The sequence below is a fragment of the Pedobacter sp. MC2016-24 genome (assembly GCF_015223055.1).
Taxonomy (GTDB): Bacteria; Bacteroidota; Bacteroidia; order Sphingobacteriales; family Sphingobacteriaceae; genus Pedobacter.
The window spans coordinates 270,291-285,910 of sequence record NZ_JADFBX010000005.1 but is presented as its reverse complement, the minus strand read 5'-3'; the positions used below and the strand labels follow the sequence as shown (position 1 = coordinate 285,910).

General features: G+C 42.5%; 9 protein-coding genes. 4 read left to right on the top strand and 5 right to left on the bottom strand.

What is annotated here, in order from left to right; genetic code table 11:
• Window positions 1–3: 3 nt before the first annotated feature.
• Window positions 4–912 carry a hypothetical protein gene (locus tag IM797_RS14430; protein WP_194127851.1) on the bottom strand — a complete coding sequence of 303 codons (909 nt, stop codon included), beginning with the start codon at window positions 910–912 and terminating at the stop codon, window positions 4–6.
• 169 nt (window positions 913–1,081) lie between these two features.
• On the opposite strand from IM797_RS14430, the gene IM797_RS14425 reads away from it, so the two are divergent.
• A complete protein-coding gene (locus IM797_RS14425) occupies window positions 1,082–2,623 on the top strand; it encodes a glycoside hydrolase family 10 protein (RefSeq protein WP_194127850.1) in 1,542 nt (513 codons plus the stop codon).
• A 64-nt stretch (window positions 2,624–2,687) separates the two neighbouring features.
• On the opposite strand, the gene IM797_RS14420 is transcribed toward IM797_RS14425, so the two are convergent.
• The 3 genes from IM797_RS14420 to nagB all read right to left on the bottom strand — a co-directional run bounded on the left by IM797_RS14420 (window position 2,688) and on the right by nagB (window position 8,768).
• A complete protein-coding gene (locus IM797_RS14420) occupies window positions 2,688–5,546 on the bottom strand; it encodes a pitrilysin family protein (protein ID WP_194127849.1) in 2,859 nt (952 codons plus the stop codon).
• Between the two features lie 84 nt (window positions 5,547–5,630).
• On the bottom strand, window positions 5,631–6,788 hold the full coding sequence (locus IM797_RS14415; protein WP_228098867.1) for an acyltransferase family protein: 1,158 nt from the start codon (window positions 6,786–6,788) through the stop codon (window positions 5,631–5,633).
• A gap of 60 nt (window positions 6,789–6,848) precedes the next feature.
• Entirely contained in the window at window positions 6,849–8,768 is a 1,920-nt protein-coding gene (nagB, locus tag IM797_RS14410; RefSeq protein WP_194127848.1) for a glucosamine-6-phosphate deaminase, read from the bottom strand.
• 206 nt (window positions 8,769–8,974) lie between these two features.
• On the opposite strand from nagB, the gene IM797_RS14405 reads away from it, so the two are divergent.
• The 3 genes from IM797_RS14405 to IM797_RS14395 all read left to right on the top strand — a co-directional run bounded on the left by IM797_RS14405 (window position 8,975) and on the right by IM797_RS14395 (window position 14,760).
• Complete coding sequence (locus tag IM797_RS14405) at window positions 8,975–10,174, top strand: anhydro-N-acetylmuramic acid kinase (RefSeq protein ID WP_194127847.1); 1,200 nt, start codon at window positions 8,975–8,977, stop codon at window positions 10,172–10,174.
• Between the two features lie 79 nt (window positions 10,175–10,253).
• On the top strand, window positions 10,254–13,436 hold the full coding sequence (locus IM797_RS14400) for a SusC/RagA family TonB-linked outer membrane protein (protein ID WP_194127846.1): 3,183 nt from the start codon (window positions 10,254–10,256) through the stop codon (window positions 13,434–13,436).
• Between the two features lie 28 nt (window positions 13,437–13,464).
• Window positions 13,465–14,760 (top strand): RagB/SusD family nutrient uptake outer membrane protein, encoded by a 1,296-nt coding sequence (locus tag IM797_RS14395; RefSeq protein ID WP_194127845.1) that lies wholly within the window; start codon window positions 13,465–13,467, stop codon window positions 14,758–14,760.
• A gap of 74 nt (window positions 14,761–14,834) precedes the next feature.
• Here IM797_RS14395 and IM797_RS14390 read toward each other — a convergent pair whose 3' ends face one another.
• Window positions 14,835–15,581 (bottom strand): DeoR/GlpR family DNA-binding transcription regulator, encoded by a 747-nt coding sequence (locus IM797_RS14390; RefSeq protein WP_194127844.1) that lies wholly within the window; start codon window positions 15,579–15,581, stop codon window positions 14,835–14,837.
• Between the last annotated feature and the right edge of the window lie 39 nt (window positions 15,582–15,620).

Here is a 15,620-nt window from a genome sequence, read left to right as displayed (position 1 = left end):
GACTTATTTAAGTTCGATCATGGCTTTACCCATTGTAAAACCATCTACATATAAAATGATCGAATAGACACCCTTTATAAAGTCGCCAGGGTTAACCCAATCCATTTTGTAGGACGTATCATCATCATTGTAAGATATGGACGTAGAAGAGCTGTATTGCATTTCCTGTCCATCTGCCTCAAACATGTTGTATTCATTGGCAATCAGGTTGCCTGCAGGGTCAAATACACGGAGGTAAATTTTATGATAGTCTTTTTTGGCCAGTGGATTAGAAACAATACCAAAATAAACACTTAGTTTTTTTGCAGTTCCGGCTTTAGTCACTTCTACATGCTTGCCATTGCTTTTAACTTTAAATGCCGTGATCTGAACATTTGTAGCTTTTAATGCGGCACTGGTTTTTACTTTTTCGTTCAATTCTGCATTTTTCCTGCTCAGTTCTTCTGCCCGTTGATTGGCTGTATTGGCTGATTCCTGGAGGCTGTCACGTTCCGTTTTTAAGTAAGCATTTTCACGCTCCAGTTTAAAAACCTGATCGTTGTATTTTTTTACAAATTCTTTAAGTTCGGTAATTTCTTTTTGAGCAGCAACCAGTTGTGTCTGGGTTAATACGCCTTTTTGTAAGGCCTGTTTTAGCTCAGCAATTTTTTCACGTGCTAACTGTTGCTCTTCCTGTAATTTGGTGCTGAGGGTTAAATTTAGGGTATTTACCTTGTCCAGCTCCACTTCAATCTTTTCCACTTCGAGTTTTAGCCTATCCATTTCGGTATTGACAGAAACAAAGCGTTCGCTCTCTTTTTTATCTTTCAGGTAAAGGTATAGGTTGGTGCCCAGCAGCGCAACAATAACCATAACTAAAAAATAGATCTTATTTCGGTCACCTTTATTTACGATATCTTTTGAATCTGACATGGATTAAATGCTATGCTAAAACAGTTTAAAAAAAGAGCAGGGCGTTGCATGTTGCGTAAAAAAAACATATAAATTGTATGAGACCTTAAAAAAAATCGTTTAATTGCTATAGTTGGCCTAACGAGCCCTAACAAATGAAACCAATTTAAAATACTCCTAACTACAAAAGATGTTTAAAACAACAATTTATGTACTATTATCAATAATAATACCCCCCATTTCCCTAATTGCCCAGACCACATCAAAAATTGCTCCAAAAAGGGAGTTTAGAGGTGTTTGGGTTGCTACTGTTGCAAATATTGACTGGCCATCGAAACCAGGTTTAAGTGTAGATCAGCAGAAACAAGAGTTAATTGGCCTGCTTGAACAACACAAATCTAATGGGATCAACGCTATTATGCTACAGGTTAGGCCAGCTGCAGATGCTTTCTATGCCAAGTCCAGGGAACCCTGGAGTCAATGGCTGATGGGTAAACAGGGACTTGCCCCGGCTGCCGGTTATGATCCTTTGGCTTTTGCGATTAAGGAGGCGCATTTCAGAGGGATGGAGCTTCATGCCTGGTTCAATCCATATCGGGCTACAATGAGTGCAAATACGGTTGTGAGCGAAGAACATATGACGAGAAAACATCCTGAATTCTTTTTTGTTTATGGGGGTAAAAAGCAATTTGATCCGGGTATACCAGAGGTGCGGGAATATATTGTACAGGTCATTTTGGATGTCGTTAAAGGCTATGACATTGACGGAATACATTTCGATGATTATTTCTATCCGTATAAAATCGCGGGGCAAACCATTAAAGATGCGGCAACTTTCAATCAGCATCCCAATGGCTTTACCAATATCAACGATTGGCGTAGAAATAATGTCGATTTACTAATCAAGCAGCTTGATGATAGTATCCATCATTATAAAAAGTATGTCAAATTTGGAATCAGCCCTTTTGGCATATGGAAGAACATTTCCGAAGACTCTCTGGGTTCGGCAACCAATGGACTGTCCAACTATTCAGAATTGTATGCAGACTCCCGTAAATGGGTGAAAGAAGGTTGGGTAGATTACATTAATCCTCAGATCTATTTTAGCTTTAGTCGCCGCGCCGCACCTTTTGGTACTTTGGTCGACTGGTGGAGCAACAATACTTTTGGCAGGCATTTATACATTGGGCAGGGGCCCTACCTGATGCACAATGGTACGACGAAAAAAGAAGCTGCCTGGGCAAAGCCGGGACAGATTCCCGATCAGATCCGATATATCCGGAATAACAACAGAGTGCAGGGAAGTGTGTTTTTCAGTTCCAAGTCTTTCTCTACCGTAGCGCGGGCGCTTGGGGATTCTTTGAAAAATGACTTGTATAGGTATCCGGCATTGCCGCCACAAATGCCATGGCTGGATGATATTGCACCTAATGAACCCCAACATCTGACAGCCGAAGCTCATCGTGACGGCGTGCATTTGCAATGGGAGAAGCCCCTGAAGGCTGAAGATGGGGAAACGGCTTCGGGTTATGTCATTTATCGTTTTACAGAAGGAGAAAAGATTAGTGTGCTTGATGCGAGGAACATCCTTAAAATCAGTTTTGAAGAGTATACCAGTTTTATCGATACGAGTGTAGAAAAGGGTAAAAGGTATAATTACCTGGTTACGGCCCTGGACAGGCTTAAAAATGAGAGCGAGCCGAGCGGCCCGGTTGGCGTGGAAACGAAATAGCTTTACATAAAAGAGCGGCTGGATCATTTGATTCAGCCGCTCTTTTTTATAGGGAAAATACTTCCTATTTCTGTGGCATTAATACCATACGGATGTAGTTGTCTTCATTTAAGTACTTCTGAGCAGTGGCTTTGGTTGATTCAACCGTTACGCTGTCCAGTCTCTCTTTTGCTTGTGACAATTGAAGCAGATCTTCGCCATTTTTTAAGCGATTGGTCAGGTAGTTTAACCAGAAGTTGTTGTTACGTAAGCTCAGTTCGATCTGACGTTGTTCTTCAGATTTAAATTTGCTAACATCATCTGCTGTTGCTCCACTTTCTTTAATCTTTGCGATCTCGTCCAGTGCGGCTGCAATTAATTTCTCAACGTTTGCAGTAGCACAGCTGAAAGATACACCGAAATAATAATGTGCATTGGGGTATTTGCTTACGCTTAAGCTAACCTGAGGACTGTATACGCCACTTTCTTTCTCGCGCAGGCGTTCCAGAATCTTGATTTCCAAAGCCGCTTTAACCGCTTCTAATTGCGTATTGTTTGCGGCATTGAATTCATAGTCGCCATGAATCAGCATTTCCACGCTGGCCTTATCCTCCAGACCTTTATACACTGTTTTGCTTACTTTGCCTTTTGGCGGATTTACACCATTGTCTGCAAAATTCTGCCTTTTACCCAGTGTTGGTAAACTGGCAATGTAGGTCTCAATTAAAGGCTTAATGGTATTCAGGTCAAAAGAACCCACAATTACAAAAGTCTGCTCTCCGTTATCTGCAAAGCGGTCTTTGTAAAATGCATAGGCTTTGTCTAAAGAAACCTGGTCCAGGTCGGCCAGCGTAGTTGGCATGCCCCGTTTGTTATACGATGACATTACTGCCTGTACAGTATCTGCAAATACACTTTGCGGATCTGCACTTTTATTGGCCAGAACAACTTTACTGTCGCTGATGTTTTTATTGAATATCTCTGCATCTTTACGTGGCTCAGTAGCATATGCATAAGCCATCTGGAATGCTGTTTCCAGATCTTTAGGAGCGGCGCTTCCCTGGAACCCCTGATACAGGTCGGAAATGTAAGCTCCGGCTCTACCGGTATTTCCGGCCAGTAATTTGTTTAATTGCGTTGGATTGAATTCGCCTACACCACTTTGCGGAATGAGCTCCACCATATTTGCCGACTGTAATTCTGCATCATTGGCCAAGGACTGACCGCCTTTAGAGAAGGAGTTGAAAATCACCTGGTCGTTTTTAAAATCAGTTGGTTTTAACAAGACTTTAATCCCGTTGCTTAAAGTTAGTTCAGTTACACCAATAGCTTCAATTTTACGCTCTGCGACAATTTTACCTGGATTAGGCTTTTTAGCCAGTAAAGGTTTATTTACAGAATTGTCCAGATACGGTGTGATACCATCACCAGCGGTTTTCAATATGGCAATCAGCTGTGCTTCAGTAGGGAGATTTGCTTTCTCCTTTTCGGGAGCCTGTACCACAATCACCTGGTTTTCTTTGGTAATCAGTGTTTTTGCCAATGCGTTTACTTCGGCTAAGGTAATCTCCGAAAGGGCTTTCTTTGTTTCTGCATAGGCATATTCTGTAGACGGAATGATGCTGCCTGAGATGAAGTTGCTTAAGTATTTTTTTACAAACGAAGCGGAAGAGGTTTTGTCTTTTTCTTTGAGACGCATTTCATTTCCGGCAGTAATGTTCTTTTTGGCTACATCCAGTTCTGATTGCAGGAAGCCATATTTGCTCATGCGTTCGTTCTCTGCGAGCACAGCTTTTAAAGCAGTGCCAAGGGTTGCTCCCGTGGTAGAAACTGCTGCAGATTGAAGGGCATTGATGTTTGGAACCAATCCGCCCTGGTATTGTCCGTATCCTGTTTGAGCCTGGATAAACGGAGCTTTACCACTCTGGGTAATTTCCTGGATCCTTGCGCCAAGCATGCTATTGATCATGCCGTACATGATGCTCTTTTTGTAATCGGCAGTGGTTTTGACCTCCGTGCCACGTTGCTTGTACATGACCTGTGCCACGTTATAAGGTTGCTCGGAATCGGTTACAATTTTAATGAGGGGTTCTTTATTGTCAGGCAGATCATAAGCCAACCTTGGTCTCGGATTTTCCGGATTGGTCAATTCAGAGAAATTTTCTTTGATCATTTGCTCTACTGCATTCACATCAAAATCGCCAACAGCAATTACAGCCTGTAAATTAGGCCGGTACCAGTCTTTATAGAAGTTTCTGATTTTATCGTGGGTAAAGCTGTTCAGGATGTCAATTTTTCCGATTGGAATGCGGTTGGCATAACGGGATCCTTTCAATAAAACAGGCAAGAGCTGTTTACTCATGCGATCTTGCGCGTTTTTACCACGCTGACGGTCTTCTTCTACGATTACACCACGTTCGCGATCAATTTCATCGCCATCCATGGTTAATTTTCCAGCCCAGTTGGCAAGAATCTTAAAACCATTTTTGAACAATGCGGCGCTATCTGTAGGAATTGGTAACTGATAAACCGTCTGGTCAAATGAGGTATAGGCATTTAAGTCGGCACCAAAGCGGATACCGGCCTTTTGTAAATAATTGATGATTTCGTTTTTAGGAAAATCTTTGGTTCCATTAAAGGCCATGTGCTCTGTAAAGTGAGCGAGTCCCTGTTGGTTATCCTCTTCCATGAGGGATCCGATTCTGGTAGCCAGATACAGTTCTGCCCTGTTTTTAGGTTCTGTATTTTTACGAATGTAATACGTTAATCCATTGGCCAGTTTACCAATTTTAACATTTGGATCATTTGGGATTGCTGTGCCTGAAGAGGTTTTTGTGGTTGTGGTTGTTTTTTTGTGAACTACGGTTTTTTGTGCGTATGCCGGACTATAAATAGCCATATATACCACAAGTCCCGAGCACAGGATGGTCAATTTTTTTCTCATGAATAAAAAGTTTACAGCCAAACCTACGAACACCTGCTGATAGATGGTACTAAATTTAACATTATTTAACAAAAAGACAGCTGCTTAGACCTTGATGATGATCTTCTTATTGTACATTACCCATAGAATAACCAACCAAAACAAGATGAATGTGATTGCCCAGGCCAAGGAAGCATTGATGGGGGACAGGTGTGCTGTGAATCCGGAATATAACCAGGTCTGCAGGCTCACTTGAGTGCTATCTGCTGCGGTTACGTCAAACATACGCATGATCCTTGGAATTAATCCTGAGAGAAAAAATACCGTGATGGCATTTACCCCGTATACTACAAAAGGTTTGGTGAAACGATTGTATTTCTGGATGTCGATGATCCAATAAGACAGGGCTAGGATTATGGTGGCCAGGCCGCCCGTATACAGGACAAAAGAACTGGTCCATAGTGATTTGTTAATTGGGAACTGCAGGTCCCATAACAGCCCAAGCAGTACAACTGCACAGCCCGTACTAAATAACCAGGCAATTTTAGTGGCCGGGTCAATGTCTTTTCTTTTTAGGTATACGCCCACTAAGATACCAAACAGGCCAGAGGCGATGGCCGGTAAAGTGCTTAAAATTCCTTCCGGATCCCATGTTTTTGAAGATTTCCATAAATGGGCCTCCGTAAGTATACCGCGGTCAACCCATGCGCCCAGATTGGTTTCCTTTTCCAGATTGGGGTAACCTACGCCAGGTACCGGAACAAAGGTCATTAGTGCCCAGTAAAGTGCCAGTATACCGATCATGATCCTGAAAAGGTTCTTTTCGGAGATCTTGATAAACAGGACTGCAGAAATGAAAAAGACGACCGCTATGCGTTGCAATACGCCTGGAATCCTTACCGTTTCAAAAGCTGCAATCGGATCTGTAAATACTTTAGGAAATAACGAAAGGAAGAGGCCTAGCCCGAATAAAGTCAGTGCACGTTTTAAAGCTTTTAAAATGGTTTTGCTATGGCTTGCCGGATCTGTCTTTTTACTGCCCATGGCATAGGCGATGGATACGCCTACGATGAAGAGGAAAAATGGAAATACCAAATCTGTTGGCGTACAGCCATTCCATTCCGAATGCTCTAATGGAGCATAAATATTCCCCCAATCGCCCGGATTATTCACTAAAATCATAGCCGCAACTGTAGCACCTCTAAAAAAATCTAAAGAGAGTAGCCGTGAAGGCGTTTCCTGAGTAACCTGGTTTGGGGTCATATTTGGTTGGGTTATAAACAATCATCGCGCTTGTTTTACGAAGCGCGATGATAAATGTAGTTAAAATTTATAACGAACGAAAGCTTCCATAGCTTCGTACTCAGCAAGTCCGAGGTCGTCATAAGCCTGAGCGGTCTCCCTGTTCCGGTCTTCTGCCCTTTGCCAGAATTCACGGGCATCATCACCTGGGAACACGGCACGGTCTTTCTGCGACTGGTGTTTGTAGATGGCAAATTTCTTTCGCTCTACTTCCTGTGGACTTAAAGGCACGGCCATTTCGATTTCATGGGTAGGGAATTCCTGCCATGCGCCACGGTACATCCATAACCAGCAATCCTTAACCCAGCTTTCTGTTTGTGCCAGGCGCTGCAGGGCTTGCAGGATGATGTTGAAACAAACGATGTGTGTACCGTGTGGATCTTCAAAATCGCCCGCTGCAAATACCTGCTCCGGTTTCACTTTTTGAAGTAATTCCATGGTTAACACGACATCCGCTTCAGTAACCGGGTTTTTCTGACTTTTACCGCTTTCATAAAAAGGCAATGCCATGAAATGGATGTGGTCATCTTCCAGTCCGCAATAACGCGCACCAGCAATGGCTTCACCTTTTCTGATCAATCCTTTAACGGTTTGAATTTCTCGGGTATCAATCTGGTTCGGTTTTTTCTGCTCCATGAAACTGCGCATGTTTTGATACAAGCCTTTCAGTTCAGCAGTTTCCAGGCCCATTTTTTCAGAGAAATCAATGTTAAATTCCACGAAGCGGAGTGCATCGTCATCCCAAACGGCTGTGTTTCCACTGGTTTGGTAAGCCACGTGTACATCGTGGTGCTGATCAACCAGGCGAATAAACGTTCCACCCATAGAGATTACATCATCATCCGGGTGCGGAGAGAAGATCACCACGCGTTTTTTCGCTGGTTCCGCTCTTTCCGGTCTTTGTGAGTCGTCTGCATTTGGTTTACCACCCGGCCAGCCGGTAATGGTATGTTGCAGTTTGTTGAAAATATGAATGTTAATGTTATACACTGGACCTTGCTCTACAGCAAGTTGCGCCATGCCATTGTTATTGAAATCGTCTTCGGTTAGTTTAAGTACTGGTTTTTTAAGTGTATTGGCTAACCATATTACTGCTTTGCGGGTTAATTTTTCGTCCCAGATGCAATCTTTTACCAACCAAGGTGTATCAAAACGGGTCAACATAGAGGCTGCGTCCTGATCCAGAATAAACTCTACGTTGTCTGACAATTGTAGGTAAGTCGCGGGAACTTCACTTGAAATTTCGCCTTCAACAGCTTTTTTAATGATGGATGCTTTTTTCTTGTTCCAGGCCATCAAAATGATTTCCCTTGCTTTGAAAATGGTACCAATACCCATGGTGATGGCTTTGGTAGGTACAAAAGATTTACCCCCGAAATCTCTTGCGGCATCACGTCTGGTCAGGTCGTCTAGCGTAACTAACCTTGTACCAGAATTTGGAGCAGAACCTGGCTCATTGAATCCGATGTGACCTGTACGTCCGATACCGAGGATTTGGATGTCCAATCCTCCAAGGTCTCCAATCTTTTTCTCATAATCCAGACAAAATGCAGGGATTTCCTCTAAACTTAATGTCCCGTCAGGAATGTTGATGTTGTTTTTCTCAATGTCAATGTGATCAAACAAATTCTCGTTCATGAAAGTTACATAGCTCTGTGCAGCGGTAGGCTGCATAGGATAGTACTCATCAAGGTTAAAGGTGATTACATTTTTGAAGCTCAGGCCTTCTTCCTTGTGCATTCTTACCAATTCTGCATAAACAGCGATTGGAGTAGCACCGGTTGCGAGTCCTAAAACTGCATAAGTGTTGTTTTTTTGTTTTTCTCTGATGAGGTCCCCGATGCGTTTAGCTACGCTAAGAGAAGCTTGTCTGGGGTTTTCAAAGACAGAAACGGGCAATCTTTCAAAGCGCGTTTCTTCCAGAAGATTTAATCTAGCCATTTTTTGTTCTTAAATTTTGTACGGAGCAGTAAATATAGGTACTAAGTTGACTTAATCAAATTTTTTAAAAAGTGCTTTGTGCTTTTTTTAACGATTTGCAGGTTAAAAATGAAAATTAAGGGTACTGTGCAAACGGTTGATAAGCAGGTGAAAGCGGCTTTATTAAAAAAAGCCTTAAGTTTGAAAATAAATCAAATCATTTGCATATGAACTCAAACTGGAAAAAGATTTTTGACATGATTCAAAAGCCTGAAAGGATTATCATTGGATTGATGTCCGGTACCTCCTTAGATGGCTTAGATATCGCTTTGTGCGGTATTTCGGGCGAAGGAAGGGAAACTAAAGTCCGGTTGATCCAGTTTACGACTGTTCCTTATACCAATGCATTTAAAGCAGAGGTAAAAGCAATTTTTTCCAGACGTGATGCTGATTTGCAGCAGGTTTGTTTAATGAATGAAAAAATAGGGGTTTATCATGCTGAACTGATTTTGGAGGCCATTGCATCATGGGGTTTAAAACCGGAAGATATTGATGTCATTGCCAGTCATGGACAAACCATTTTCCATGCGCCGCAGTCCTTGCATGGACTTGAAGCCTATCCCAATGCTACGCTGCAAATTGGGGATGGAGATCATATAGCCGTTCATACCGGTATTGTTACGATTGCTGATTTTAGGCAAAAACATCTTGCTGCGGGCGGTGAGGGTGCTCCTTTGGCCGTTTATGGTGATTATTTGTTGTTCTCCCGGAAGGGGGAAGATCGCATCATGCTCAATATTGGCGGAATTGCCAATTTTACTTATTTACCAGCCGATCAGGATGCCAGTAAAGTTTTTTCTACCGATGTGGGGCCGGGTAATACCTTAATGGATCAGTTTGTTCAACGACATTATGATGGCTTATATTTTGATGATCAGGCTAAAATAGCTCAGGCAGGTCAAATCAATAATTTGTTATTGGAGCGATTGCTGCGAGCTGATTTTTTAAGTTCGGAATTTCCGAAAACAACTGGGCCGGAATTGTTTAATTTACAATATTTGGAAGATGCAATGGCGGCGGCCGGGGTAGCTGACCTCAGTCCTGAGGATGTTATGGCTACTTTGAATGGTTTTTCAGCGGCGGTGATTATCGATGCCGTAAAGCGTTGTTTTGGAGCCGGTCAGACGCCGTCAATTTATGTAAGTGGTGGCGGCATGCACAATCCCTTGTTGATGCGAAGCTTAAGGGCGGGCTTGCCCACAGCCCAGTTTTTTACTACAGATGACCTGGATATTAATCCTGATGCTAAAGAAGCCGTACTTTTTGCCGTTTTGGCTAATGAAACGCTTGTGGGTAGGGGTGTCGATTTTGGCAATAGGGAAGGTGTTCCTTCGGTGCAAATGGGGAAGGTTTGTTTGCCTGTTTAGGTTGTTTCAGTAATTAATTTTGTTTTTGATTATAATGACGATTTAATATTTTATATTTATATAGAATAATCCAAATTATATGAAAAAAATCTACTCAAGTAGCGCCTTTAAAATCAGGTCGGTTTTCTGGGTGCCCATTTTTTTACTGATGCTTACCCAAGTGGTAAATGCACAAACAAAGCGCTATACAGTCGCAGGTCAGGTAACAGATGCCGGAGTGGGTGGGGGGATACCTGGAGTTGTTGTGAAAATCCAAAACACAAACATGGCAATGGCAACGAACGGCGAGGGCAAGTTTAGCTTTGCAGTTGATCTGGCTGCTGGAAGTTACCAGGTTGTTTTTTCTTCTATCGGGTATCGGTCTGTAACCAAAACGGTTCAATTGGCCGAAAAATCTCAGGTTAATGTAGATGCTGCGCTATCGGCAGATAATATCGGACTGGATGAGGTCATTGTAACAGGTACTTCGATCGGTACTACCCGTAAACAAATGGGAAGTTACGTAACCTCGTTAAAGGGGGATGAGTTGTTGAAGGCACCGAGCGGTAATGTGCTTTCTTCCTTGCAAGGTAAGGCTCCTGGAGCTCAGATCAGCCAGAACTCTGGCGATCCTGCTGGTGGCATGAGTGTGCGACTAAGGGGAGTGAGTTCGGTTAATTCAGGTTCAGATCCATTGTACATTATTGACGGGGTAATTGTGAATAATACAACTGCCCGGGTAACCAATACATCAGCCAATTATGATGGTGGTGGTAGTGGTGTTGGCGGCAATGGGAACTTTGTGGGGGCTATTGGGCAGAACAGAATGAGTGATATTAATCCCAATGATATAGAACGAATAGAGGTTCTGAATGGTGCGGCAGCAGCTGCAATTTACGGGTCAAGGGCAAATGCCGGGGTTATCCAGATCTTTACCAAAAGGGGGGCAAGTGGCAAGCCTGTCGTTAATTTCTCTACCAGTTTTACGACCAGTAGTTTGCGTAAGCAGGTCGAGGTAAATGAATCGCCGGTTAAGTTTGGAGATCCGACTAAACCTGTAGAGTCCTTTACTCAGGATGTAATCCAGACGGTAATCATACCGCCATCCACTGTTCCAACACTGTATACTACTACGGTTCCGGTAAAGCGATATAATTATCAGGATTATATTTTTCAATCTGCAATCGGAACAGATAATACCGTTTCTGTCGCCGGCGGCAATGAGGATACAAAATTTTATACTTCTTTGGGGTATTTTGCCAACCAGGGAATTATAAAAAATACAGACTACAGGCGTTCTAATATGCGGTTAAACCTGGATCAGAAAATTAACAGCTGGGCTAAGATCAGCGCAGGGTTTAACTACGTGCATAGTGATGCAGATGAAAAACCGGATGGCAATTCTTTCTTTTCGCCAATGAACTCGGTGACCATCATTGGCAACTTTCATGATATTTTTGCGAGGGATGCCTTGGGTAATCTGCAAGCTGTTGGCGAGCGGGGAAGGGTAAATCCAGTTTCGGTAATTGAAGATATCAAACAGCGGCAGTCGGTCAATCGCGTAATTGCAAATGCTAAACTGGTTTTGAATCCTGTTAAAAATCTTACTGTTGATTATACGATTGGGGTTGACAATACGATTCAAAATGGAACGACTTTTATTCCGCCATTTGCTTACAACGTAAGTACTGGTTTTTATGGTGGTGGGCCAACACTGGATCCTACTTTAAATGGTTATGCAAGTGCTGCTGACAATACAGCTACACTTTTTAATCATGAACTGAACTTTACCTATGATGCAAAATTCAGTGATGTATTGTTGTCTACTACCCAGCTGGGCGGTTCATACCAGTATGAAAAAAACAATTATTTACTGTCTAACGGTCGGGGACTTGCTCCTTTTGTGGAAAGTGTAAATGGTGCAAGTACCATTCTGCCCAATAATGATGCAAGGCTACAGCAGGACATAAGCGGGGCGTACTTGCAACAGAACTTTAAATATAAAGACCATTTGTTTGTAACGGGAGCTGTTCGTGTGGATCAATCTTCTGTTTTTGGTGAAAAAAACAGGACCAAGGTTTATCTAAAAGGAAATATGAGTTATGTGCTGTCGTCAGCGGAATACTGGAAGAACTTGGGCGTGTCTGAATGGTGGAATGCTTTTAAGGTAAGAGCAGCTTATGGACAATCGGGGAATTTAACTGGGATCGGCCCATATTCAAGGTTCAATGAATATCTGTCTTCTGCATATGTTGGTAAAACAACACTGGGATCGAAAACTGAGCTTGCGAATGTGGATGTGGCCCCTGAGCGGCAGACTGAGTTGGAAATCGGAACGGATATGTCCTTTTTTAACAACCGTTTAGGCTTGGTCGTAAACTGGTACAATAAAAAGGTACAGGAATTGTTACTTTCGGTGTTTATTGCCCCAACAACTGGGTACAATAGTTTATTAAGAAACAGTGGTTCATTGCGGAATAAAGGTTTTGAAATTATGCTCACCGGGGTTCCCGTAGTTACCGATGATTTTAAATGGAATACTACTTTTATTTTTAACAGAAATAGAAATAAAGCAGAAGGAAGCGGTGCTTTACAATTGTTGGCAACCAATGCAGGTGCCCCGGTATCAATTATCGATGGGCAACCGATCGGTGTTTTCTACGGGACTTTCTTTGCGCGCAATTCTGATGGAAGCTTGTTGACCAATGCTGCGGGTATCCCTCAGCTGGAACGTGGTATCCAAAATACCAGCACTACGTATAGTCCACAAAGAGGATCGGATGGTTTGCCGACGGGAAATACCTTGCGTAAGGTGGTTGGAGATCCCAACCCGGATTATACCGCTTCTTTTGTAAATGATTTTAACTATAAAAAACTTGGACTACACGTTCAGTTCGATGCATCGCATGGTGCTGATGTATGGAATGCAGATTGGCGCACGAGGCAGGGCGTAGGTAATGGAAAAGTTGCTGAGCAGGAACAAATGGGTTTGTTGCCACGTGGTTACGTAGCGGGAGTTTACGCTATTGAAGAATGGCGGATCGATGACGGTTCTTACGTCAAGCTGAGGGAAGTGTCCTTAAGCTATAATATCGGAAAAGTGAAGTTTATCCAGGATCTGACCATTAATTTAAGCGGAAGAAACCTGGTATCCTGGGATAATTATAAAGGGTACGATCCGGAGTTGAATTCTGGAGGGCAGTCTACTGTGCTTAGGAACATTGACTTTGGTTCTGTGCCAATTCCAAGAACGTTCAGTTTAGGTGTACGTGCTAAGTTTTAAATCTATTTAAGAACAAAATCATATTCTGATGAAAAGAAATTATATATATAAAATAACATGTGCCTTATTGGTGCTCGTTATAGGTGCTTCCTGTAAAAAGGAGTATAGAAATCCATCTGGTGCAAATTCAGGTGATGTATTGACTACGGCAAAAGGTCTTACTGGAGTTACAGTCGGACTGCATAAAATTTATATCGCTGGCCGCTTAGGGATTTATTACAATTCAGTTTCAAGCGTAGGCTTTGTAACCAATGAGATCATACTGATGAATTCGGGGAATATTCCGGAATTACAGCTGGCTACCGGAGGTAATAGTGTTGATGGGACAAATACCATTTTATTGAATTTGTGGACTTATTGCAACAAAACCATTTTTGATGCAGATAATGTGATCAATAATGCGGGCAACTTACCAGATAAAACCTATGCTTCTGGTCTGATTGCCTATGCAAGTTTATTTAAAGCATTGGCTTTGGGCAATATGGCGCAGAGCTGGGAGCGCATTCCATCGGGCATTGGGCAAAATGTAACCTTTATCAGCCGGGTAGATGGTTTGAATAAAGCGATTGCCGTAATCGACAACGCCCTGGCTGTTATTGCCGCCAACAACATCAGTTCGTCCTTCCTGGGAAATATGCCTCCAGGTATTGATATACAAAATACGTTATATGCTATAAAGGCAAGATATGCACTTTTTGCCGGAAACTATCCCCTGGCACTTTCTGCTGCCAACAGTGTTGATCTGACTAAGAAATCGACTTTTACATTTGATGCACAAACGCTAAATCCCATATTTGAGATTGCTACATCGACAAATAATGTGTTTCAGCCCACTAATGCTAATCTGGGTTTGTCTGGTATTTATACGCCGGATGCTGGCGATAAACGCCTTGCTTTTTATACCGTGCCAAATGCAACTGCACCAACTGCCCGTTTAGGTGGTTTTGGTTTGGCGGGGGTGCCAATTCCGCTTTACCTGCCTGGAGAGATCACATTGATCAAGGCTGAGGTATATGCACGTCAGGCTACACCTGATCCGGTACTTTCATTGGCGCGGTTAAATGATGTGGTGACCAAGCAGCCTGCGGCTGATCCTTTTGGTGTTGGAGCCGGCTTGCTGCCAATTGTTGGGCCATTAACACCGGCACAGCTGTTGCCTTTAATTTATAAGCACCGTTGCATAGAACTTTATCTTTCAGGATTGAAATTAGAAGATATGAGGAGGTTTGGTTTGCCTACCGCGGATCGTAAGCGGAACTTCTTCCCTTATCCTTTTAGTGAAAGAGATAACAATACGAATACGCCAGCTGATCCGACATTTTAATGCTTGTTCGAATGGAAAAAACCGACTATCAGTTGATCTGATAGTCGGTTTTTTTATTGACTTGCATCAGTAGACTAAAGAATCTGTAGATTTTTTACCCGATATGGATCCAGCTGTGGATCGTTCTCATTTAACTCGGTAATTAAATAGTCTATATTTTCCAGCGAAGCAACTTTTAATCTTAATGAGATGTTTAGTTTTTCTGAGATGCACAGAATTCCTGTGCGCTTGGAGGAATTGAACATTGTTTTTTTAAGCTGGTTGATTTCCCAGTCGGTATCTGTTAAGCCGTCCTGAGGGTGAATGGCGCTTGTTCCCAACAGGCAAAGGTCTGCATGAATCTCTGAGAGTTGGTTGATTACGTGACCACCATAGGTAATTTGCGAGTTTTTTGAAAAAAGCCCTCCAATAAGAATAACCTCAATTTTTGGATATTTGGCCAGTTCAATAGCCACGAAAGGACTAATGGTAAAAAACGTAGCATTTAAAGTTTCGGGTAATTGTTTGACGAGTTCGATAATCGAAGTTCCGCCGCCGGTAACGACAACCATACCATCCTTAATCAGATCTGTCGTTTTTTTTGCGATGGCAATTTTTGCGTCCTTGGCATATACCTCGCTATCATCGAATGAACTTTGATAAGATTTAGAAAGCGCACCACCATGAACTTTGGAGAGCTGGCCTTTTTCTGCCAGTTCTTGAAGGTCGCGACGAACGGTGTCTTCAGATACGTTGAGCTGCTGTACCAAATCTGACGTAAGTACTCGATTGTGCAGGTTGATCTGACGCATCACAAAATCGTGTCTTTCTTTCTTAAGCATGTTCTTATTTTTTAGCTAATGTAAAATAAAAAATTAATA

Coding starts and splice junctions, on each gene's coding strand:
- IM797_RS14400 (WP_194127846.1), top strand. CDS start 10,254: ATGAAAAAAATCTACTCAAGTAGCGCCTTTAAAATCAGGTCGGTTTTC.
- IM797_RS14430 (WP_194127851.1), bottom strand. CDS start 912: ATGTCAGATTCAAAAGATATCGTAAATAAAGGTGACCGAAATAAGATC.
- IM797_RS14390 (WP_194127844.1), bottom strand. CDS start 15,581: ATGCTTAAGAAAGAAAGACACGATTTTGTGATGCGTCAGATCAACCTG.
- IM797_RS14420 (WP_194127849.1), bottom strand. CDS start 5,546: ATGAGAAAAAAATTGACCATCCTGTGCTCGGGACTTGTGGTATATATG.
- nagB (WP_194127848.1), bottom strand. CDS start 8,768: ATGGCTAGATTAAATCTTCTGGAAGAAACGCGCTTTGAAAGATTGCCC.
- IM797_RS14425 (WP_194127850.1), top strand. CDS start 1,082: ATGTTTAAAACAACAATTTATGTACTATTATCAATAATAATACCCCCC.
- IM797_RS14405 (WP_194127847.1), top strand. CDS start 8,975: ATGAACTCAAACTGGAAAAAGATTTTTGACATGATTCAAAAGCCTGAA.
- IM797_RS14395 (WP_194127845.1), top strand. CDS start 13,465: ATGAAAAGAAATTATATATATAAAATAACATGTGCCTTATTGGTGCTC.
- IM797_RS14415 (WP_228098867.1), bottom strand. CDS start 6,788: ATGACCCCAAACCAGGTTACTCAGGAAACGCCTTCACGGCTACTCTCT.